Below are 21448 nucleotides of genomic sequence, written 5' to 3' on the forward strand. Positions count from 1 at the left end.
GGCCGCACATGTGCCGGGAAACGGCCGGAGGAGACACAATGAGGCAATTGGGGGAGATCGCCGCGCGCCGTTGGAGCGTCCGGCTGCTACTCGGAACAGGGCTGCTGGCTGTGTCCGGCGCGGCACCGGCCGTGGACTGGCGGCTCGGCGAGGCAGAGTTCCGCCTGCAGGGACGCGTCGCCCTCGGCGCCACCTGGCGCACCAGCGACCGCGACGAACGGCTGCTCGCCAAGCTCAATGTGCCCGGTCAGGAGACGCTCTGCGACGCCGACGACTGTATCTCGCTCGCCGGCGACCCGGAGCCCAACCAGCGTCTGGTCGATGCCCGCGGCGGCTACAACGTCAACGGCGACGACGGCAACCTCAACTACGCGCAGGGCGACATCGCCTACGCCACCGCGCAGTACGAACCCGTCCTGACACTCGACTGGGGCCGGCTGGCGGCCCGCGTCTCCGGACTGGCCTTCTTCGACCCGGTCAACAGCAACTTCGACACTTTCAACCAGAACACGCTCTATCAGCCAAGGCACGTGCCGCGGCGCCACGATCTGGAAGCCGACCTGGGCAGCCGCTTCCGGCTTCTGGAAGCCTTCGTCAGTTTCCCGGTGCAGCTGTTCGGCAAGCCGCTGGGCCTGGCCATCGGGCAGCAGACGCTGCGCTGGGGCGAGAGCACCTTCCTGGTCTTCTCGAGCCTGAACCAGGTCAACCCGGTCAGCGCGCAGCTGCTGCGCCAGCCCGGCACGCGTCTGCGCAACGCCTTCGTGCCAGTACCGCTGTTCACGGCCGACTGGGAGCTCAGCCGCACCCTCGTGCTCGGTGGCTTCTATCAGCTCGATTGGGAGCCATCCGAACCCGATGTCGCCGGCTCTCTGCTGTCGATCAGCGATGGCGCCGGCGCCGGCCGCGGCCCAACCCACATCACCCTCGGGATCGGCCAGTACCCGGAGGACCCGAACCGGCAGTTCCGGCCGGCCGGCCTGGCGGGGACCTTCTCCAGCGCCACACGCACCACCTATCTGCGCGACGAGCGCTTCGGCTACCCGCGCGACTCGGGCCAGTTCGGCCTGCGCGCCGAGTACTACGCCGACTGGCTCAACGGTGGGACCGAGCTGACCGCCTACGGCATGAACTATCACAGCCGCCTGCCCTATCTCAGCGGCTTCGCGGCGGAGGAAAGCTGTCTTCGCGATCTCGATGCCGTCGACCCGCAGGGTCTGGCCGGCCTGCTGCCGCAGCTCGTCGGGACGCTGCCGGGCGGGCTGGACGGCGTCATCGACGAGACGCGCTTCGCGCAGGCGCTGATTGCCTGCGGCGGCTTCAACGGCAGCCTCAACGTCGTCAACGGCACCCTGCTGGAGGAACTCGCAGCGGCCGTGCCCGGAACCCCGGAGATCGGCGGCGAACCGACCCCGGTGGACACGTTCCAGCCCTTCGTCGACTACCCGGAGGACATCCGCCTCTTCGGCGTCAGCGGCACCACCAACATCGGCAGCTGGTCGGTGGCCGGCGAGATCGCCTACAGCCCGAACCAGCCCGTGCAGGTCCACACGCGCGACGTCGTCTTCGCGGGTCTGAATCCTGCCTTCCCGGCCGAGGACATCGGCGTGGCGACCGACACCGGTGCCGTGCTGACGATCCCCGGGGCGCGCGCGGCCGTACCCGACTACCTGCAGACCCGCTACCGCGACCAGCCGCTCGAAGGCGGCCAACGCTTCAACGGCTACGAGCGGCTGCAGGTCGGGCAGGCGAGCTTCACCGCGATCCGCGTCTTCTCCAGCAGCAACTACATCCGCGCCGACCAGATCCTGCTGCTGGTCGAGGCCGGCGCCACCGGCATCTTCGACCTGCCGCCACTGAGCGAGCTGCAGATCGAGGGGGCCGGCGCCACCAACACGCACTTCAGCCCCGGCGCGGACGGCAGCGGCAGCGGCGGCGAGCCGGACACGCGTCGGGCCAACCCCGAACAGGCCAACCCGAACATCTTCGCCGACGACTTCGCCTGGGGCTATCGCCTGCTGCTGGAGCCCAGCTATCTCAACGCGCTGTTCGGCTGGAGCATCTTCCCGCGCCTGCGCTTCGATCACGACGTGCACGGGACCTCGGCCTCGCCCATCCAGAACTTCGTTGCCGACCGCATCGAGATCACCGCAGGCTTCGCCACGCGCTTCACGCCGAATACGACGCTGACGATGGAGCAGACCGTCTATGCCGGCGCCGGCGATCGCAACCTTCGGCAGGACCGCGATCATTTCACCGCCGTGCTGACCTATGCCTTCTGAGGATGCCGCGCACGCCGGAATCCGCCGCCTGACCCGAGAACCGCTGCTCGTCTTCCTGCTGCTCGGCGCGCTGATATTCGCCGTCGACCGGATGGGGGTGGGGGCCGAAGCCGACACCATTGCCGTCTCCGAGGCGCGGCTGGGCAGCCTGCGCGCGGATTTCGCCGCCCGTGAAGGGCGCGCGCCCGACGCAGGTGAACTGGACACCCTGGTGGCGGACTGGGTCACCGAGGAGGCCCTCTACCGCCGCGCGCGCGAGCTGGGTCTGCATCGCAACGACCCGCTGATCCGCCGCCAGCTCGTGCGCAAGATGCGCTATCTCATCGAGGACGCCACGCCCCTGACCGAGCCGAGCCAGGCCGAGGCGGCAGCCTGGCTGGCCAAGCACCCGGAACGCTTCGGGACGCCGCCCCGCGTCAGCTTCGACCACGTCTTCATCGCGCGCGGCAGCAACGCCGAGGCGCGCGCCCGCGCCGCGCTCGCGCTCCTGCGCGACGGCGCGTCAGCCACCAACGGAATGGGCGATCCCTTCCCCGGCGGCGCGCGCGTCGACGACGCCACGCCACAGCAGCTCGCGCGCGACTTCGGTAGCGGTTTCGCCACCGAGCTCGGCGCCCTGGAGCGCCATCGCTGGAGTGGTCCGGTGGCTACGCGACTGGGCTGGCATCTGCTGCGCGTGACCGAACGCACGCCCTTCCAGGCGGCGACCGTGGAATCGGCCGGCGAGCGGCTGCGCGCCGACTACCGCAGCCATCAGCGCGAGCGCGCCAATGCCGAAGCCATCGAGACGCTTCGCGAAGGCTTCCGGGTCGAGCGAGCAGATCGGCAATGACCTGGCGCGCCCTCCTTCTGAGCTTCATGGTGCTAGCCCCGCCTGCGGCTGCGCACGAGCTACCCGTGGCCAGCGTGCAGCTGCAGTTGCAGGATACCCATCGGCTGAGTGTGGCGACCAAGGATCCGCTGCGCGGGGGCGAGCTGGTGGCGCCCATCGGACTGCGCTTCCAGCCCGACTGCGCCCGTACCGCCGCACCGCAAGTCGAGCGCACGGCGACGGCCGTTCTGCGCCGCTGGCAGCTGGAGTGCAGCCGGCCGCTCACCGAGACCCGCCTGACCGTCGAAGGTCTGGACCGCCAGCGGCCCGAAGCGATGCTGCACATCAGCCGCGCCAACGGTGACACGGAGTACACGCGCGTGGATCGCCTCGCTCCCGGCCTGGCGCTCGCCGGCGGCAAGGAAGCCGTCGGGCTGGACGCCTACTTCGGCATCGGCGTCGAGCACATCCTGCTCGGGCCGGACCATCTGCTCTTCGTGCTCGGGCTGATGCTGCTCATCGCCGCCACCGGCCGCGGCGCCGGCGCACTGCTGGCGACGGTGACGGCCTTCACGGTCGCGCACAGCCTCACGCTGGGGCTGGCGACGATAGGAGACATCACTCTGCCCAGGGGGGCCGTCGAGGCCGTCATTTCGCTGTCGATTCTGCTGCTGGCCGTCGAGCTGGCACGGCTGCGGCCGGGTGCGCCGCCGGCGACGCTGACGCAGCGCTTTCCCTGGCTCGTGGCCTTCGGCTTCGGGCTGCTGCACGGCTTCGGCTTCGCCGGTGCGCTCGCCGAGATCGGCCTGCCGCCGGACGCGCAATGGCGCGCACTGCTGCTCTTCAACCTCGGCGTCGAAGCCGGCCAGCTCGGCGTCATCGCGCTGCTCGTGCTGGGCGCGCGACTGCTGCACGCCACCACCCTGCTGGCCCGCGTCACGCGGCTGGCAACCACCGCCATCGGCGCCGTCGCCGCCTTCTGGCTGCTCGACCGCCTGCAACCCGTCGTCGGTCTGTGAGGACACCCGCCATGCCCATCAAGCCGCTGCTGCTCCTGCTCCCTCTGCTCCTGCTCGCCGCCTGCGGTGGCAACGCACCAGGCGCGGAAGCACCAGCGGAGGAACCGATCGTCGACGTACCGGTACCGGAGGACCCGTGCACGGACTTCCGCGCCGGTCACCGCAACGCCTACTTCGGCGATCTGCACACGCACACCAATCTGTCCATCGACGCCTTCTTCTTCAATTCGCTCAACGGCCCGCGCGAGGCGCTGCGCTTCGCCCAGGGCGAAGCCATCAGCCTGCCCGCCGGCGACGACCCGGATACGCCGGCGCGCAGCGTACAGCTGGACCGTCCGCTGGACTTCGCCGCGGTCACCGACCACGCCGAATCGCTGGGCAACTTCTTCAACCTCTGCACGGCCTTCGGCAACGCGCCGGCCGACTCGAACCCCGCCTGCGTCCTGCTCGGCAACCAGATCCGCGCCAATGTGCGCAGCTTCGTGGCCGGCGACACCAACGCGCTGCTGGCGCTGTTGCAGGGCGTGACCGCCGAACTGCCGACCACGCGCTCGGCCTGGCGCGACACCCAGCGCATCAACAACGAGGAATACGCGCCCTGCCGCTTCTCGACGATGCACGCCTACGAGTACACACCCAACGCCTTCGGGCAGGCGCTGCACCGGAATATCTTCTTCCGCAATGACACGGTGCCGGACAATGTCTTCAGCGCGGTAGGGGTGCTGAGCAGCTTTGCGCAGGACAACGCCAACATCGAGTGGGCGCTCTTCGACCACCTGCAGGCCGAATGCGTCGATGTCGACGGCTGCGAGGTCTTCACCATCGCACACAACCCGAACACCAGCGACGGCCGCTTCTTCCGGCCCATCGACCCGGCCACCGGCCTGCCACCGGCGCGCGACAACCAGCCGCTGAGCCACGCCGACGCCGAGCTGCGCGGCCGCCTCGAGCGCGGCTTCGAGGTCAGTCAGCACAAGGGCAACTCCGAGTGCGCGGTGGGCGTGACCTCGGATCTGCTGCAGGGCGAGGAGAGCCGCTGCGACTTCGAGAACTTCAAGACGGTCTGCACCGGCAGCATCGACGACCCGGCCGAGTGCGCGGACTTCTGTACCGGGGCCGACGACGATCCGGCCTTCTGCCAGCATCGCGATTCGCTCTATCTCGTGCAGAACTGCGACACGGTCGCCCCGGATGGGTCGGCCCCAGAGAACTGCACGACCTCCGGCGACTATCTGGTCGATGCGCTGACGCAGGGCCTGGCCATCCAGGACCGGCTCGACGGCATCAACCCCTACCGCATGGGGCTGAGCGCGTCCACCGACAACCACAACGGCACGCCCGGGAATGTGCGCGAGGAAGGCTTTACCGGCCACGGCGGCATTCTCGACGACGAGCCGGCCGAACAGCTCGGCGAGTGGCAGTGCCTGGAAGCCGGCGCGCTCGACAATGCCGACCCCGCCGATCCCGACAACTGCCCAGGCCGGCTCTTCGCCGATGTTTCCCGCCCCTTCAACCCGGGCGGGCTTGCCGGCGTCTGGGCGCCGCAGAACACGCGCGACGCGCTCTGGCAGGCCATCCGTCGCGGCGAGACCTGGGGCACCTCCGGCCCGCGCCTGCGCATGCGCATGCTCGCCGGATGGGAGAGCTTCCCCGCCGACATCGCCCAGCGCCTGGCCGAGGGTCAGGACCCCGATGCCTTCGCCGAACTGCCGGGCGTCGCCATGGGCGCCGACCTGCCGCCGCGCACGGGCGACGCGCCGCGCATCGCGGCCTGGGCCATGCAGGATCCGGAGGGGCATCCGCTGCAGGCGCTGCAGATCGTCAAGGGCTGGGTCGACGCCAGCGGCGAGCAGCGCATCCGCGTTTTCACGATCGCCGAAACCGGCGACACCGTGCGCGAACCGGCGCGGGATTCCTGCGCCGTCTTCGCCGGCGACCACCCGGCGCAACTGGCCGGGATCTGGCAGGACCCGGCGTTCGATCCCAACCATCACGCCTTCTACTACCTGCGCGCGCTGGTCGTGCCCAGCTGCCGCTACAACACCCACCTCTGCCTGACGAAGGACGTGGACTGCGGGCTGCTGAACCCGGACAACGGCATCTTCCCGGAGGCGACCGGACTGCAGGGCTTCGAGGGCTGTTGCCGCATTACCGAGGCGGAAACACCGGACGGCCCGCGCTTTGCCGGCAGCCCGGTCTTCCAGACGGTGGAGGAGCGCGGCTGGGGCTCGCCGGTCTGGTACAACGCGCCGCGTTGATTGACCTCGGAGGTCATTGTCGTGACGGGCGGCACGCCGAAGACTGGGGTCAGCCAGCCATCCGGAAACGAATATGACCCTGAATGTCGCCGCAACGCGCACGCGCGAGCCCCTCTTTGCCATCGGCCTCGCGCTGCTGCTCAGCCACGAGCTCGACGCGGTGAAGCACGCCGAATGGCAGGTGCTGCCACTGCTGCGTTGGCTGGATGACGCGAACGGCTATCCCGTCTTCGTGCTGGCCCACGTACCGCTGTTCGCGGTGATGCTCTGGGCGCTGGCGCATCGCTCGTCAGCCGTGCGCCGCAACACCCGCTTCGGCCTGGCTGCCTTCATGGTCATCCACGCCGGGCTGCATTGGGCCTTTCACGAGGACCCGCACTATCACTTCACGGGCTGGCTATCGCACGGCCTGGTCGGTGGCGCCGCGATCTTCGGCGCGCTCTATCTGGCGGCGGTGCTGGCAGCGAGACCTTCCAGCAGGGCCTGACTTTCGGCGTCGGCCGGGAAGAAGAGCTCCAGCCGCAGTTCGTCGGTCGTCACATCCAGGGGCGTGCCGAAGCTCGCCAGCATCGTGAACAGGCGCAGATCGGTTCCGCCCAATCGCAGATGCGTGGGCACCACCGGCAGGCGCGCGTCCTGCAGATCGATGCGGCGATAGGCTCGCGGCAGCTCGGGATAGGCCAGCACGGCGTCGAGCACGGGCTGGACTTCGGGATACTCCAGCGCCTCGCGCGCGGTGCGCGCCAGCACCAGCGGCGCCAGATCGTCGAGATTGACGATCATCGAGGCCAGCCCCTCCGGATGCAGCGTCAGCTGCAGGATGTTGCGTGGGCCGTCGCCGCAGACGCGCTGCCACATGGCATCGACATCGCCGGCCAGTCCCAGCAGCGCCTGCATGGCACGGTTGGCCTCCAGCAGATTCCAGGCGCGATCGACGACGACACCGGGATAGGGTTCCTGCTGGCGCAGCATGTGCTGCAGCGCCTCGCGCACCGGCCGCATGTCGGCGGCCTCGATGCTGCGCTGTGCGTACTCGCCCACGAAGCCGGCCGCATGCAGCAGGCGATTGCGCTCGCGCATGCTCAGATCCAGCGCCACGGCGAGCTGCAGGACCATTTCGCGGCTGGGCCGCGAGCGGCCGGACTCCAGACAGCTCAGATGCCGCTGCGAGACCTCGGCCTGCAGCGCGAGATCGAGCTGCGACAGCCGGCGCATCGCGCGGGCACGGCGCAACAGCATGCCGAAGGGCGGATGGTCGGAAACAGCTTCCATGGCATGCAGTGTGGCACGACGCGCCCGTGGCTCCGATGACCTCGGAGGTCATTGCGGGGGGCGTGTGCCATCCGCCTAATCGAATTCGTCAACCCCGAACCAGGACACCCCATGATGCCCACCGAGCTGCTCGCCGTCCTTGCTGCCCTGCTCTTCGCCATCGCCGCCATCACAATTGCACTGCGCGACTGTGAAAGCGCGCAACGAATCTGGCTGCTGCCGGCAGCGCTGTCTGCAGCGCTGCTCGGCTTCTCCCTGATCACCGTCGCCAGCGAAGGCCCCGTCGCGCTGTGGGAGGCCCATTCCAGGGATCTGTGGGCCAATCAGATCTGGTTCGACCTGCTGCTGGCCATCGGCACGGCCTGGGCGCTGATCGTGCCGCGCGCCCGCGCCCTGGGCATGCGCCCCCTGCCCTGGCTCGCTCTCATCGTCGGCACGGGCAGCGTCGGCCTGCTCGCGATGGCCGCGAGAATGCTCTACCTGCAGAACTCGACCGACAGAGCATAAGGAGACGCTAGCCGAAGATCACCATGCACTGCGTGCCGCGGGCCACCGCGTAGCCATCCGGAGCGAAAAGCGTCACGGTCTGCTGGGTATACCCGTCGTGGGCGGCGTCGAGCTTGACGTCAATGACCCAGTCGGCAAGCGGCTGATCATCAAAACGGTGCCCGGTGAAATTGAGCATCCAGGTCATCGTGCTGCCAGGCGTGAAGCGCTTCAGCCAGCTCAGCCCCACCGGCGGCGGGAAGTCGGTCATCGCCAGCAACTGTGGCAGGCCGGTGCGCTCGGCGTCGTCGTGCAGACTGATGCGATAGACGTGCTCGGTATCCGGCGTGCCGGAGCCTGGGAAGTGCCCCTTGAGGATGCGGGCGGAGAACTGCTTCAGGAAGGCTGGCATGCCCTCGAGAAAGGGCATCGCGTGACCTGCGCCACTGTCGATATCCGGCTGAACGAAATCGTGCGCAACCTCGGACTCCCGCGCGCGCCCGAAAATACCGACGAAGAGCGCCAGCACCGCCTCGCCGTCGGTGATGCGCGCCTCGACCTGCCGGGTATTGCCGCCGGCGCGCAGCAGCCGTGCCTCGATACGCATCGTGCCGGCCGGCACCGGCGAGCACAGGGTGGCCTGCAGGGTACGCATGGGCAACCCGTCGCTGTGCGGCAGCATCGCTTCGACGGCCAGTGCGGCCTGAATGCCGCCGTAGGCGCTGCGGCCCTGCAGCCAGTCTTCACTGACCTCGGCGGTCAGGCTGCCGTCGTCGTGGCGTCGGCAAGTGCCCAGCAGCGCACTGACTTTCTGGCGGACCGAACCTCCCGCCTTCTTGCTTTCTTCCATTAGCGATCCCTTGTCGAGTGCATGGCGTGCAATACCGGCGGCACCCACGTCCGCGCAAAGTTTACGCATTTCGACAGCCGCAACCCGACTCCCGCGCTAGGTCGTGGCTCGGCCAGGACGCGCTACGATCGTATTGTCTGATCTAGTTATCCACAGCGACCGGGAGATTCACCAGGGTGGAATGGTTACTGGAGCTGGAGCCTTTGGTCCGGCTGGGCGTGCTGCTCGGCGTGCTTGCGCCGATGGCTGCCTGGGAGATCCTGCGTCCACGCCGAAAGCTCCAGGTCGGCAAGGCATACCGCTGGGCGAACAACTGGGGCATCGTCGTTGTCGATACGCTGCTGACGCGGCTGCTCTTCCCGGCCGGACTGGTGGGAATCGGCCTTCTCGTCGAGAGCCGATCCTGGGGACCGCTGCAGGTGGTGGACCTGCCTGCCTGGATGATCGTGATCCTGTCGATCGTCTTCCTGGATTTACTGGTCTGGGCACAGCACGTCATGTTCCACGCCGTGCCTGCGCTGTGGCGCCTGCATCGCATGCACCACGCCGATCTCGACTTCGACCTGACCACGGGCCTGCGCTTCCATCCGCTGGAGATCCTGCTCTCCTTCGGCATCAAGGCGGGCGGCATCGTGATGATCGGCGCGCCGGCCGTCGCCGTGCTGCTCTTCGAGATCGTCCTGAGCTCGACCGCCCTGTTCAATCATTCCAACGTGAGCCTGCCGAAGCCCATCGACCGAATACTGCGGCTTTTCATCGTCACCCCCGATTTCCACCGCGTGCACCACTCCTGGCACCCGAACGAAACAAACTCCAACTTCGGCTTCAACCTCTCCTGGTGGGATCGACTGCTCGGCTCCTATCAAGACCAGCCGCGCGATGGTCACGACAATATGACCATCGGCCTCAACCTGTTCCGGAGCCCGCGCTGGGAGCGGCTGGATCGCATGCTGATCCAGCCCTTCGTGGGGCCGGCCGATAGCTACCCGATCAACCTCCGCGCGGAGGACCGGGAGGCGGAACGCGATGCATCGGATGATGCTGAAAAGCGCGACCGCTGAACGATGGCACCACGGCCGCAACCGATCGTGGTCGTTGGCGTGATGCGCGAAGCCGTCCGCTATTCGACCGTCACCGACTTGGCCAGATTGCGTGGCTGATCGACGTCGGTGCCCTTGAGCACCGCGACGTGATACGCAAGCAGCTGCAGGGGGATGGTGTAGATCAGCGGATGATTCAGGCTGCCAGCCACGGGCATGGCCATCATCTCGGTATAGGCGTCGCGCTCGAAACCGCCGGCGGCGTCAGCGAAGACGATGAGACGCCCGCCGCGAGCGCGGACTTCCTGCAGATTCGAGCGCAGCTTCTCCAGCAGGCCGGTGTCGGGCGCGACCGCAATGACAGGCATTTCCTCGTCGACCAGCGCCAGCGGCCCGTGCTTGAGCTCCCCTGCAGCGTAGGCCTCGGCGTGGATGTAGGAGATTTCCTTGAGCTTGAGCGCGCCCTCGAGGGCCACGGGAAACAGCGTGTTGCGGCCCAGGAAGAGTGCGTGATGCTTGTCCACCAGTCGCTCGGCAAGCTGCCGGATGGCCTCGTCGTTTTCCAGCACCTCCTCGACCGCGCGCGGCGTAGCTTCGAGCTGCGCGACCAGATCGGCTTCCGTAGCAGCATCCATACCGCGGCGACGCGCCATCAGCAGCATGACCAGCGCCAGCGCGGTGAGCTGGGTGGTGAAGGCCTTGGTCGAGGCGACGCTGCGCTCGGGGCCGGCGTGGGTCATCAGCACCAGGTCGGACTCGCGCACCAGGCTGGATTCCGGCGCATTGCAGATGGCCAGCGCGCCGGCCAGCTCAAAGTCGCGCGCGTGGCGCAGCGCTTCCAGCGTATCGGCCGTCTCGCCGGACTGCGAGATGGTGATGAAGAGCGTGCCGGGCTCGATCAGCGGCTCGCGGTAACGGAACTCGCTGGCCAGCTCGACGCGGCAGGGCACGCGTGCGATCTGCTCGAACCAGTAGGCAGCGACCTGGCCGGCGTGGGCCGAGGTGCCGCAGGCGACGATGTGCACGCGCTGCACGCTGTCGAGAATGCGACCGGTATCCGGACCCAGGATGGCGTCGAGCACGCGGCCGTCGCCGATGCGGCCTTCCAGAGTGTGTGCGATGGCGGTGGGTTGCTCGTGGATTTCCTTGAGCATGAAGTGGCGATACTCGCCCTTCTCCACCGCCGCGGCCGATTGCGTCGACTGATGCACGGGTCGCACGACGTCCTGTCCGTCGTGCAGCACGCGGTAGCCCTGCGGCGACAGCTCGGCGATATCGCCTTCCTCGAGGTAGACGAAGCGGTTGGTTACCGGCAGCAGTGCCAGCGCGTCGGAGGCGCAGAAATGCTCACCGATGCCGACGCCGATGGCCAACGGCGAGCCTTTGCGCGCGATCACGAGCCGGTCCGGCGCGCGCGCGCTGCAGACGGCCAGCGCGAAGGCGCCAGTCAGCTGTGCGACTGCGGCTTGCAGCGCGCCGAGCAAATCGTCGGCGCCAGCCAGTTCGCGGTGCAACAGATGCGCAACGACCTCGGTGTCCGTGTCGCTGAGAAAGGCGTAGCCTGCGGCGACTAGTTCCTGCTTCAGCGCGGCGTGATTCTCGATGATGCCGTTATGCACCACTGCCACATCGCCGGAGACATGCGGATGCGCGTTGTGCTCGGCCGGCGCACCGTGGGTGGCCCAACGCGTATGCGCAATGCCGCAGCGGCCGTCATGGCCGGCACTCTGCGCGGCCTGCACCAGCGCCTCGACCTTGCCCTGTGCGCGCACTAGCCGCAGCTGATGTTCCGCGTCGACGACCGCGAAACCGGCCGAATCATAGCCGCGATACTCCAGCCGTCGCAGCCCCTCGATAAGCACTTCCCGGATATCCCGCTGCGCCGTGGCGCCGACAATGCCGCACATCTGAGCGTCTCCTTGAGTGCACCGGGCGCGCCGGCAGCGCGCCGCTGGCCTACTTCCGCTGCTTGCCGGCGTCGCCCTTGGTGGGGCGCTTCCAGCCGACGATGGACTTCTGCTCGCGCGATCGTGCCACGGTCAGGGCGTCGTCCGGCGCATCGCGCGTCAGTACCGAGCCGGCGGCAATGGTGGCGCGATCGCCGACGCGCACGGGTGCAACCAGCGCGCTGTTGCTGCCGATGAAGGCATCGGCGCCGATCTCGGTTCGGTGCTTGTTGGCGCCGTCGTAGTTGCAGGTGATCGTGCCGGCGCCGATGTTGGCGCCGGCGCCCACCGTGGCGTCGCCGAGATAGCTCAGGTGGTTGGCCTTGGCGCCGGGGCCGAGCTGCGCCTGCTTGATCTCGACAAAGTTGCCGACGCGGCTGCCGGCGCCCAGCTCGGTGCCGTTGCGCAGCCGCGCGTAGGGTCCGACGACGGCACCCTCGCCGATGACTGCGCCCTCGATGTCGCAATGCGGCTCGACGCGCGCGCCCGCAGCAATCTCGCTGTCCTTGATCCGACAGAAGGGGCCGATGCGCACGCCGTCACCGAGCCGCACCCGGCCCTCGACGATGACATCCGGCGCAATGACGACATCGCTGCCAACTTCCAGGCTGCCGCGCAGATCGAAACGCGCCGGGTCCTCCAGCGTGGCGCCGGCGTGCATCAGGCTTTCGGCGGCGCGCTTCTGGAAGACACGCTCGGCGCGGGAAAGCTGGACGCGGTCGTTGACGCCCTCGACTTCGGCAGCCTCGCCGGCCGTCACCACGGCCAGCGGCTGCCCGGCTTCCGCGGCCATGGCGACGATATCGGTGAGGTAGTACTCACCCTTGGCGTTGGCGTTATCGACCCGTGCCAGCCAGGCACGAAGATCATCCGCCGGCGCACAGACGAAACCGGTATTGATTTCGTCAATGGCGCGTTGCTCGGGGGTGGCTTCCTTGTCCTCGACGATGGCGGCCAGCCTGCCTGCCGCGTCGCGCAGCAATCGTCCATATCCGCTGGGATCGACCAGGCGCGTACCCAGCAGCGCACCGTGCTCGCCGGCCGCCTCCAGCAACGCGCCGAGCGTGGCGGCGCTGACCAGCGGCACGTCGCCGTACATAACAAGTACCTGTGCGTCATCGGGAATGGCCGGCATGGCCTGCATGACAGCGTGTGCGGTACCGAGCTGCTCGGTCTGCTCGACCCAGCGCAGCGGCAGCCGCTCGCGCTCGGCGGTGGCCTGCCGGACGCGCTCACCGCCGTGGCCATGCACGACGTGGCACTCCACGGCGCCCAAGGCCTCGGCGGTGTCGAGCACACGCTCCAGCATGGGACGGCCACCAACGGGATGCAGCACCTTGGGCAGCGCACTCTTCATGCGCGTGCCCTGCCCGGCAGCCAGAACGACGATGTGCAGCGCGCGGCTCATGCGACAGATCTTACGACGAGCGGGCGCGCCGGCGCGCGTGGCGCTAGTGGCCTTCCTTCAGCTTGCGCACGAACTCCAGACGCGCAGTAGCCTCGACCAGTTCGGCCTGAGCGCGGGCGAGATCCGATTCCTCGGAAGCCCCCTCCATCGCCTTCTCAGCCGCCTTCTTGGCTTCAGCGGCCGCTGCCTCGTCGGCATCCTCGCCGCGCAGAGCGGTGTCGGCAAGCACGGTGACGCGATCGGGCTGGACCTCCAGTACGCCGCCGCCCACGAAGAAGCGCAGATGCTCGCCTTCGGGCGTTTCCACACGCATCTCGCCGGGCTTGATCGCGGTCAGCAGCGGCGCGTGGCGCGGCGCGATGCCGACCTCGCCCTGCGCCGCCGGCACTACCACCATCACGGCCTTGCCGGAGTGGATCTCGCCTTCGGTGGCGACGATGTCGAGCTGAATCTCTGCCATGAGCTAGCGTTCTCCGGGGGCCTCAGGCGGCCTTGGCTTCGAGCTTCTTGGCCTTCTCGATGGCTTCGTCGATGGTGCCGACCATGTAGAAGGCCTGCTCGGGAAGATGATCGTACTCGCCATCGACGATGCCACGGAAGGCGCGAATCGTCTCGGCCAGCGAGACGTAGACGCCCGGCGAACCGGTGAAGACCTCGGCGACGTGGAAGGGCTGCGACAGGAAGCGCTGGATCTTGCGCGCCCGCGACACGGCCAGCTTGTCGTCCTCGGAGAGCTCGTCCATGCCCAGAATGGCGATGATGTCCTTGAGCTCCTTGTAGCGCTGCAGCACACCCTGCACGTCGCGGGTGCACTGGTAGTGCTCCTCGCCGATGACGTTCGGGTCGAGCTGGCGCGAGGTCGAGTCCAGTGGATCCACGGCCGGGTAGATGCCAAGGCTCGCGATATCGCGCGACAGCACGACGGTGGCGTCGAGGTGCGCAAAAGTGGTCGCGGGCGACGGGTCGGTGAGGTCGTCGGCCGGCACGTATACGGCCTGGATCGAGGTGATCGAGCCGGTCTTGGTGGAGGTAATGCGCTCCTGCAGCAGGCCCATTTCCTCGGCCAGCGTCGGCTGGTAGCCCACCGCCGACGGCATGCGGCCGAGCAGCGCGGAGACCTCAGTGCCGGCCAGCGTGTAGCGATAGATGTTGTCGACGAAGAACAGCACGTCGCGGCCTTCGTCGCGGAAGTACTCGGCCATGGTCAGGCCGGTGAGCGCCACGCGCAGGCGGTTGCCCGGCGGCTCGTTCATCTGGCCGTAGACCATCGCCACCTTCGACTCTTCCATGTTGTCGAGCTTGATGACGCCGGCTTCCGACATCTCGTGATAGAAGTCGTTGCCCTCACGCGTACGCTCACCGACGCCGGCAAAGACCGACAGACCGGAATGTGCCTTGGCGATGTTGTTGATGAGCTCGAGCATGTTGACGGTCTTGCCGACACCGGCACCGCCGAAGAGGCCGACCTTGCCGCCCTTGGCAAAGGGGCAGAGCAGGTCGATGACCTTGATGCCCGTTTCCAGCAGCTCGGTGGCGCCGGACTGGTCCTCGTAGCTCGGCGGCGCGCGATGGATCTCCCAGCGGTCCTCCGAGGCGACCTCGCCCAGCTCGTCCTGCGGCTCGCCGAGCACGTTCATGATGCGGCCAAGCGTCTTCTTGCCGACCGGCACCGAAATGCCCTTGCCGCTGTTCGAGACGGAGAGCCCGCGCTTGATGCCCTCGCTGACGCCCATGGCGATGCAGCGCACGATGCCGTCGCCGAGCTGCTGCTGGACTTCCAGCGTCAGACCCGCCTCATCGACCAGCAGTGCGTCGAAGATATTCGGGATGGCGTCGCGCGGAAACTCTACGTCGATGACCGCGCCGATGACCTGTACGACCTTTCCAGAGCTCATCTTGATTCGTCCTGTAGCTTGACTGTTGCGTTTGGGTGGGCGGGATCGACTATTCGATCGCCGCGGCGCCGCCGACGATTTCGGCCAGCTCCTTGGTGATGTTGGCCTGACGCGCCTTGTTGTAGGCGAGCTGCAGGTCGTCGATGATCTTGCCGGCGTTATCCGTCGCCGCCTTCATCGCCACCATGCGTGCCGACTGCTCGCTGGCCACGTTCTCGATGACCGCCTCGTAAACGATGGACTCGACGTAGCGCTGCACGACCGTGTCCAGCAGCTCGGGGGCACTCGGCTCGTAGAGATAATCCCAGCCGTAACCGCCCTCGGTGGTCTCCGCTTCTTCCGGCGCCTTGGCCGGCAGCAGCTGCACGCGCGTCGGCTTCTGGGTCATCGTGTTGACGAACTCCGAGGACACCAGATACACGCGATCGGTCTCGCCGGCTTCGTAAGCCTCGGTGACCGCGTTGATGACGCCGAGCATCTCCGCGACAGTGGGCTTGTCGCCCAGGCCGCTGGTCGAGGCCAGCACCTTGCCGCCGATGCGACGGAAGTAGCCGACGCCCTTGCTGCCGATCAGCGCGAAGTTCACCTCGACGCCGTTGTCTCGATGCTCCTTCATCTCGCCCAGCACGCGGCGGAAGATGTTGACGTTCAGACCGCCACAGAGGCCGCGGTCGGAGGTGATCAGCAGATAGGTCACGCGCTTGACGTCGCGCTCCGCCATCAGCGGATGCGTGTAGTCGGAGGAGACCGCCGCCACGCGCTGCATCGTCTCCATCATCTTCTGCGCGTAGGGCCGCGCCTGCGCCATGCGCTCCTGCGCCTTGCGCATCTTCGACATGGCGACTTTTTCCATCGCACGCGTGATCTTCTGCGTGTTCTGGACGCTCTTGATCTTGCCGCGGATTTCCTTGGCTGCGGACACTTAGCGGGCCTCCATGGGAAGGGGGAGCTTCATCGGAGAATGGCTCAGACCGAGGCCTGCTGGACGTAGGCGTCCATGGCCTTGGTGAGCTCCGACTTCAGCTCGTCGTTCCAGTCGCCCTCGTTGAGCTTGGCGATGAGATCGCTGTGGCTGTTGCTGAGGAACTGATGCAGACCGGCTTCCCAGGCCAGGATCTTCTCGACGTCGACCTTGTCGAGATAGCCCTCTTCGACGGCGAAGAGCGAGCTGGCCATTAGGCCCACCGACAGCGGCGAGTATTCCTTCTGCTTCATCAGCTCGGTGACGCGCTGACCGCGATCGAGCTGGGCACGCGTCGCCGGATCGAGGTCCGAGGCGAACTGGGCGAAGGCCGCGAGCTCGCGGTACTGCGCCAGCGCCAGGCGGACACCGCCGCCGAGCTTCTTGATGACCTTGGTCTGCGCCGAGCCACCGACGCGCGACACCGAGATGCCGGCGTTCATGGCCGGACGGATGCCGGCGTTGAAGAGGTCGGTCTCGAGGAAGATCTGGCCGTCGGTGATGGAGATCACGTTGGTCGGCACGAAGGCGGAGACGTCGCCCGCTTGGGTTTCGATGATCGGCAGTGCCGTCAGCGAGCCGGTCTTGCCGGTGATCTTGCCGTCGGAGATCTTCTCGACGTAGTCCGCCGACACGCGCGCGGCGCGCTCCAGCAAACGGGAATGGAGATAGAAGACGTCGCCCGGGAAGGCTTCGCGGCCCGGCGGGCGGCGCAGCAGCAGCGACACCTGACGGTAGGCGACGGCCTGCTTGGAGAGGTCGTCATAGATGATCAGCGCGTCCTGGCCGTGATCCATGAAGTACTCGCCCATCGAGCAGCCGGCGTAGGGCGCGATGAACTGCAGCGCGGGCGACTCGGCGGCGGCGGCGGCGACCACGATGGTGTGGTCCATCGCACCGTGCTCTTCCAGCTTGCGCACGACGTTGGCGATCGAGCTGTTCTTCTGCCCGATGGCGACGTAGATGCACTTAACGCCGGAGTCTTTCTGGTTGATGATCGTGTCGATCGCCATCGCGGTCTTGCCGGTCTGGCGGTCGCCGATGATCAGCTCGCGCTGGCCACGACCGACGGGGACCATCGAGTCGACCGCCTTGTAGCCGGTCTGCACCGGCTGATCGACGCTCTGGCGCCAGATCACGCCCGGGGCGACCTTCTCGACCGGCGCCGTCTCGGTGGCGTCGATGGCGCCCTTGCCGTCGATCGGACGACCCAGCGCGTCGACGACGCGGCCGAGCAGCGATTCGCCCACCGGCACCTCGAGAATGCGCTGCGTCGACTTGACGGTGTCGCCTTCCGAGAGGTGCTTGTAGTCGCCGAGCACCACGGCGCCCACCGAATCGCGCTCCAGGTTCAGCGCCAGCCCGTAGGTGGCCTCGCCGTCGACACCCGGGAACTCGAGCATCTCGCCGAGCACGGCTTCGGAGAGGCCGTGGATGCGGACGATGCCGTCCTGCAGCGAGACGATCGTGCCGGTGTTGCGCGCTTCCGCCGAGGCTTCGAAGTTCTCGATGCGCGCCTTGATCAGGTCACTGATCTCGGATGGATTGAGTTGCATGGTTTGGGAATCCTCGGATAAATGCGGTTTAGGCGGTCAGCGCGTGACGCAGCTGATCCAGCTGGCTGCTGGCGGTCGCGTCGATGACCTGGTCGCCGGCACGGATGCGGGCGCCGGCGAGCAGCTCGGCGTCGACATCCCAGCGGACGTCGGCGCGGAGGCTCAGGTGGCGCTCGATGGCTTCGACCAGCTTGGCGCGCTGCGACTCGTCCACTTCGGTGGCCGTGGTCACGGTGACTTCGGCCGTGCCCTCGTGCTCGCGACGCAGCGCCTCGAAAGCTTCGAAGATGGCGGGCAATAGCCCCAGGCGGCGGTTGACGGCGAGCAGGCGCACGAAGTTGCGGCCGGCGCCGTCATCAATGCCGGCGGCTTCGCTAACGACATCGGTGAGCTGCTGTCGTGCCACGCCCGGCATGCCAAAAAGTGCGCGCGCATCGGCCATGCCGGCCAGCGTCGCGAGCGCTTGCAGGCGCTCGCGCCAAGCGGCCAGCGTGCCGGCATCGCGCGCCAGTTCGAAGACGGCGCGGGCGTAGGGGCGGGCGGAAGTGGCGGAGTCGCTCATGGCAGGGCCCTAGAGCTGACCGGCGACTTCGTCGAGCACTTCGGCGTGCTTGGAAGCGTCGATCTCACGCTTGACCACGCGCGCCGCGCCCAGCACGGCAAGCTCGCCGACGCGCTTGCGCAGCGCCTCACGGGCCTTTTCCGCCTCGCGCTCGGCCTCTTCCTCGGCCGACTTGCGGATGCGCTCGGCTTCGGTGCGCGCCTTGGACTGCGCGTCCTCGACGATCTGGCTCGCCTGACGGTTGGCGGCGGACAGAATCTCCTGCGCCTGCGCACGGGCCTGTGCCAGCTCCTCGTCGCGCTTGGTCTGCGCCTCGGCGAGAGCCTTCTGTCCCTTGTCAGCGGCAGCCAGACCGTCGGCGATACGCGCCTCGCGCTCGCTCATGGCCTTATGGATCGGCGGCCACACGAACTTGAGTGTGAACCAGACGAACACCGCAAAGGTGATCATCTGGACAATCAGCGTCGCATTAACTCCCACGGCCTAAGCCTCCGTGTTGCTGGATCGGATTACAGCTCGCACGCGGATAGCGCTTAGCCCATCTGGCCGAGCAGCGGATTCGCGAAGAGCATGAGCAGCGCCATGGCGACGCCGATGATCGCAACCGCGTCGAGCAGGCCGGCGATGATGAACATGCGGGTCTGCAGCATGCCGGCCATCTCGGGCTGACGCGCCGCACCCTCGAGGAACTTGCCGCCGAGCAGGCCGAAGCCGATGCCGGTGCCAAGCGCGGCCAGGCCGAAGATCAGGCCGATGGCGAGCGCGGTGTTGCCGATGATGAGTTCCATTGTGATCTCCAGGGTGTGATGTCGAAGTGGACGAAGGGGAAAGGGTGCCGGCCGACCGTCAGTGCTCGTCGTGGCTTTCGTAAGCCATGCCGAGATAGACGATCGTCAGCGTCATGAAGATGAAGGCCTGCAGCGGAATGACCAGGATATGGAAAACCGCCCAGGCGAACTGCAGCGCCATGTGGCCGAGGATCGACGCCCAGCCACCGACGCTGGTCAGCATCTCGGACATCGAGTTGCCCAGCGTGAACAGCGCGATGAGGATGAAGATCAGCTCGCCCGCATAGAGGTTGCCGAAGAGTCGCAGCGCCAGCGACAGCGGCTTGGCGAGCAGCTCGACCACATTAAGAATGATGTTGAAGGGCAGCAGCCATACACCGAAGGGATGGGTCAGCATCTCCTTGATGAAGCCGCCGAAACCCTTACCGGCGACGCTGTAGTAGAGGATCAGCAGGAAGACGCTCAGCGACAGCGCGAAGGTCGCGCTCATGTCGGCCGAGGGCACGATCTTGAGGTACTCGACGCCGCCGGCGGCGAAGATTGCCGGGAACAGGTCTACCGGGATGATGTCCATGATATTCCACAGCAGCACCCAGACGAAGATGGTCAGCGCCAGTGGCGCGATCAGCTGCGACTTGCCCGGGAAGGACTCGCGCACGGCGTTGTCGACGAAGTTGACCAGCAGTTCCAGAAAGGAGAGGAAGCCGCTGGGCTTGTCGGTCGTCGCCGCGAGGGCCGCGCGGCGGAAAAAGTAGAGGAAGCCCACGCCGAGCAGGATCGAAAAGAGGATCGTGTCGAGGTTGAGCGTCCAGAAGCCCTCGCCCACCGTCCAGTGCGTCAGATGGTGGGAGATGTAGCTTTCGGAGGTCGGCGCGTCTGCCTGGGCTGCCATCGCTTGCGTCAAGCTCCCTGATCTTTCGGATGTTCCGGGTCACCCCAGCGGAGCGCCCACAAAAATACCAACGACGTTGCGGCAAAGCTCGCGATCACCGGCAGGTAGGCCGTCGCGAACCAGCGCATGGCGATAACCAGCAGCGCCAGCACCAGTGCAATCTTCAGGGCTTCGGCAGCCAGAAAGCCGCGCAGCATCCCTGCAGCGTCATCCCGCGGCCGCAGAAACATCCGCGCCGCGAAGAAGCCATTGCCCGCCACTGCGATCGCCGCCCCGGTCAGCGCAGCCAAGCCGCTGTGGGCGCCCCCGCCGATACCCCATATCAGGGCGAGGAGGCTTCCCACTACGGCCTGTGCGGCCACCAGCCGCACCGGAATCGACAACTGCCCCCAACTCTGCATGGCGTCGATCATCTCTTCCGGCGCGAGACGGAAGCACTCGGCTTCCACCGCGAAAATCGCGGCGCGCAGTCTACCCGGACGGATAGGCGCGGGTCAACGAATTTGTGCCGCAGCGCAGCAAAACCGCGCCAACTCAGCGTGACAACCGCTCCAGCAATGCTTCCAGCTCGGCGCGATCACGAAAATTGATTGTAACCCGGCCACGCCCCTTGTCGGAGGCCCTGATCGACACCGGCAGCCCAACCTGCTCGGCCAGGCTGTCGGCCAGTCCGTCAATAGCCGGATCCGGCGCCGGCGCCGGGCTGCGCGCCGGCTTGTCACCGCTGGCGACCAGCGCCTCGGTCTGGCGCACCGACAGGCCGCGGCGGATGACCTGCTCGGCCAGCGGCATGCGCCGCTCCTCAGCCGCACCCAGCAGCGCGCGGGCGTGCCCGAAACTGAGTTCGCCGTCGCGCAGCATCTGCTGTACTTCGGCCGGCAGATCGAATAGCCGCAGCAGATTACTGATCGCAGCGCGCGAGCGTCCCACGGCCTCGGCGGCCTGGGCGTGGGTCAGCTCGCATTCCTGGATCAGACGCCGGATGGCGTCGCCCTCCTCCAGCGGGTTGAGATCCGCGCGCTGAATGTTCTCGACCAGCGCCACAGCCATGGCGCCCTGCTCGTCAATCTCGCGCACGATGACCGGCACTTCCGGCAGACCCGCGGCCTTGGCCGCGCGCCAGCGACGCTCGCCGGCGATGATCTCGAAGCGGCCCTGCCCCTGCGGCCGCACCAGCAGCGGCTGGATGATGCCCTGGGTGCGGATCGACTCGGCGAGCTGCGCCAGCGCGTCTTCATCGAAGTGTTGACGCGGCTGGTGACGCCCGGGGCGCAGCGCGTCCAGGCGCACGCTCTTCAGCGCGGCACGCGCGTCCTCGGACAGCTGCTCGACATCCTGGTGACCTTCGGGCGTGCTACCGAGCAGCGCATCCAGCCCGCGGCCGAGGCCTCTCTTCTTAGTGCTCATACTTCCTGTTGGTCTATG

21 protein-coding genes are annotated in these 21448 nt (G+C 67.4%); 7 read left to right on the plus strand and 14 right to left on the minus strand.

Annotated elements, in window-relative coordinates:
- Positions 1–38: 38 nt before the first annotated feature.
- The 5 genes from U743_RS13105 (at position 39) to U743_RS13125 (ending at position 6854) form a co-directional block, all read left to right on the plus strand.
- Positions 39–2279 (plus strand): DUF1302 domain-containing protein, encoded by a 2241-nt coding sequence (locus tag U743_RS13105; RefSeq protein WP_198022036.1) that lies wholly within the window; start codon positions 39–41, stop codon positions 2277–2279.
- Positions 2269–3111: a peptidyl-prolyl cis-trans isomerase gene (locus U743_RS13110; RefSeq protein WP_043768870.1), complete on the plus strand. Its 843-nt coding sequence runs from the start codon at positions 2269–2271 to the stop codon at positions 3109–3111. The genes U743_RS13105 and U743_RS13110 overlap by 11 nt, the downstream gene beginning before the upstream one ends.
- The gene (locus U743_RS13115) at positions 3108–4109 is read left to right on the plus strand and encodes a HupE/UreJ family protein (RefSeq protein ID WP_043768872.1); all 1002 of its coding nucleotides are present in this window, start codon (positions 3108–3110) and stop codon (positions 4107–4109) included. Before U743_RS13110 ends, U743_RS13115 begins: the two co-directional genes overlap by 4 nt.
- A gap of 11 nt (positions 4110–4120) precedes the next feature.
- Positions 4121–6367: a DUF3604 domain-containing protein gene (locus U743_RS13120; RefSeq protein ID WP_043768874.1), complete on the plus strand. Its 2247-nt coding sequence runs from the start codon at positions 4121–4123 to the stop codon at positions 6365–6367.
- A gap of 73 nt (positions 6368–6440) precedes the next feature.
- Complete coding sequence (locus U743_RS13125; RefSeq protein ID WP_052368145.1) at positions 6441–6854, plus strand: DUF6713 family protein; 414 nt, start codon at positions 6441–6443, stop codon at positions 6852–6854.
- Here U743_RS13125 and U743_RS13130 read toward each other — a convergent pair.
- Positions 6809–7606 (minus strand): MmyB family transcriptional regulator, encoded by a 798-nt coding sequence (locus U743_RS13130; RefSeq protein ID WP_043772185.1) that lies wholly within the window; start codon positions 7604–7606, stop codon positions 6809–6811. The two genes, U743_RS13125 and U743_RS13130, sit on opposite strands and share 46 nt — an antisense overlap.
- Positions 7607–7750: 144 nt before the next feature.
- Between U743_RS13130 and U743_RS13135 the strand changes: the two genes are divergently transcribed.
- Positions 7751–8146, plus strand: coding sequence for a hypothetical protein (locus U743_RS13135; protein ID WP_043768876.1), 396 nt, complete (start codon positions 7751–7753; stop codon positions 8144–8146).
- Between the two features lie 7 nt (positions 8147–8153).
- Here U743_RS13135 and U743_RS13140 read toward each other — a convergent pair whose 3' ends face one another.
- A complete protein-coding gene (locus U743_RS13140) occupies positions 8154–8975 on the minus strand; it encodes a thioesterase family protein (protein WP_052368148.1) in 822 nt (273 codons plus the stop codon).
- 176 nt (positions 8976–9151) lie between these two features.
- Here U743_RS13140 and U743_RS13145 point away from each other — a divergent pair, with 176 nt between their 5' ends.
- A complete protein-coding gene (locus tag U743_RS13145) occupies positions 9152–10036 on the plus strand; it encodes a sterol desaturase family protein (RefSeq protein WP_043768878.1) in 885 nt (294 codons plus the stop codon).
- A 59-nt stretch (positions 10037–10095) separates the two neighbouring features.
- On the opposite strand, the gene glmS is transcribed toward U743_RS13145, so the two are convergent.
- From glmS to U743_RS13205, 12 genes are all read right to left on the minus strand, one after another.
- Positions 10096–11922 (minus strand): glutamine--fructose-6-phosphate transaminase (isomerizing), encoded by a 1827-nt coding sequence (glmS, locus tag U743_RS13150; protein ID WP_043768879.1) that lies wholly within the window; start codon positions 11920–11922, stop codon positions 10096–10098.
- A gap of 49 nt (positions 11923–11971) precedes the next feature.
- Positions 11972–13369 (minus strand): bifunctional UDP-N-acetylglucosamine diphosphorylase/glucosamine-1-phosphate N-acetyltransferase GlmU, encoded by a 1398-nt coding sequence (glmU, locus tag U743_RS13155; protein WP_043768881.1) that lies wholly within the window; start codon positions 13367–13369, stop codon positions 11972–11974.
- A 43-nt stretch (positions 13370–13412) separates the two neighbouring features.
- The gene (locus U743_RS13160; RefSeq protein WP_043768882.1) at positions 13413–13829 is read right to left on the minus strand and encodes a F0F1 ATP synthase subunit epsilon; all 417 of its coding nucleotides are present in this window, start codon (positions 13827–13829) and stop codon (positions 13413–13415) included.
- 22 nt (positions 13830–13851) lie between these two features.
- Positions 13852–15264, minus strand: a complete 1413-nt coding sequence (atpD, locus tag U743_RS13165) for a F0F1 ATP synthase subunit beta (protein ID WP_043768884.1) — start codon at positions 15262–15264, stop codon at positions 13852–13854.
- A 49-nt stretch (positions 15265–15313) separates the two neighbouring features.
- Complete coding sequence (atpG, locus tag U743_RS13170) at positions 15314–16186, minus strand: F0F1 ATP synthase subunit gamma (RefSeq protein WP_043768886.1); 873 nt, start codon at positions 16184–16186, stop codon at positions 15314–15316.
- A gap of 44 nt (positions 16187–16230) precedes the next feature.
- Positions 16231–17781, minus strand: a complete 1551-nt coding sequence (atpA, locus tag U743_RS13175) for a F0F1 ATP synthase subunit alpha (protein WP_043768887.1) — start codon at positions 17779–17781, stop codon at positions 16231–16233.
- Between the two features lie 28 nt (positions 17782–17809).
- Complete coding sequence (locus U743_RS13180) at positions 17810–18343, minus strand: F0F1 ATP synthase subunit delta (protein ID WP_043768889.1); 534 nt, start codon at positions 18341–18343, stop codon at positions 17810–17812.
- A gap of 9 nt (positions 18344–18352) precedes the next feature.
- Entirely contained in the window at positions 18353–18823 is a 471-nt protein-coding gene (locus tag U743_RS13185) for a F0F1 ATP synthase subunit B (RefSeq protein ID WP_084191542.1), read from the minus strand.
- Between the two features lie 53 nt (positions 18824–18876).
- Positions 18877–19131 carry a F0F1 ATP synthase subunit C gene (atpE, locus tag U743_RS13190; protein WP_043768892.1) on the minus strand — a complete coding sequence of 85 codons (255 nt, stop codon included), beginning with the start codon at positions 19129–19131 and terminating at the stop codon, positions 18877–18879.
- A 58-nt stretch (positions 19132–19189) separates the two neighbouring features.
- The gene (gene atpB / locus U743_RS13195) at positions 19190–20023 is read right to left on the minus strand and encodes a F0F1 ATP synthase subunit A (RefSeq protein WP_043768894.1); all 834 of its coding nucleotides are present in this window, start codon (positions 20021–20023) and stop codon (positions 19190–19192) included.
- Between the two features lie 8 nt (positions 20024–20031).
- Complete coding sequence (locus U743_RS13200) at positions 20032–20472, minus strand: ATP synthase subunit I (RefSeq protein WP_156966442.1); 441 nt, start codon at positions 20470–20472, stop codon at positions 20032–20034.
- Between the two features lie 85 nt (positions 20473–20557).
- Positions 20558–21430: a ParB/RepB/Spo0J family partition protein gene (locus tag U743_RS13205; RefSeq protein WP_043768898.1), complete on the minus strand. Its 873-nt coding sequence runs from the start codon at positions 21428–21430 to the stop codon at positions 20558–20560.
- Between the last annotated feature and the right edge of the window lie 18 nt (positions 21431–21448).

This window comes from Algiphilus aromaticivorans DG1253 (assembly GCF_000733765.1).
Lineage (GTDB): Bacteria > Pseudomonadota > Gammaproteobacteria > Nevskiales > Nevskiaceae > Algiphilus > Algiphilus aromaticivorans.